The sequence below is a fragment of the Pseudomonas paraglycinae genome (assembly GCF_021601625.1).
GTDB lineage: Bacteria > Pseudomonadota > Gammaproteobacteria > Pseudomonadales > Pseudomonadaceae > Aquipseudomonas > Aquipseudomonas paraglycinae.
In genome coordinates, this window is the sequence record NZ_BQHR01000043.1 from 1 (window position 1) to 498 (window position 498).

Consider the following 498-nt stretch of genomic DNA (forward strand, 5'->3'; position numbering starts at 1 on the left):
CGTCGACGGTTTTGCGGATGCGCCGGCCGAAGGCGTCGTATTGGTAGGTCGCGGTTTTGCCGTCGGGGCGGGTCAGGCCGATCAGGCGGTGCTGGCTGTCGTAGCGGTATTCGGTGACAAGGGTTTGTGCGCGGCCGCGGCGTTCGCGGATCAGGTTGCCGAAGGCGTCGTAGTCGTAATGACGATTGCCCTGCATCAGCAGGCGATTGCCTTTGATCTGTGGCGGGCCTGGACGGTCCTGCATCAGCAGGTTGCCGGCCGGGTCGTGGGCGAAGTTTTCCGGCACATCGTCGCGGGTGTGGCGTACGCGGATCAGCCGGTCGAGGGCGTCGTACGTGTAGCTGCGCTGGCCGTGGCGGGTGTCGGCGATATGTTCGAGGTTGCCGTTGGCGCTGTAGGCAAAGTCGCGGCGGTACAGCGCGCTGCGTTGATGGCCTACGGCGTGGGACTTCAAGCGGCCCTGTTCGTCGTAGGTGTATTCGCTGAGCAGCAGGCCTT

1 pseudogene is annotated in these 498 nt (G+C 64.9%); it reads right to left on the reverse strand.

Going from position 1 to position 498, the window contains the following annotated elements:
* Positions 1-498: pseudogene (locus L6D82_RS28475) on the reverse strand (RHS repeat domain-containing protein); the annotation flags it as partial.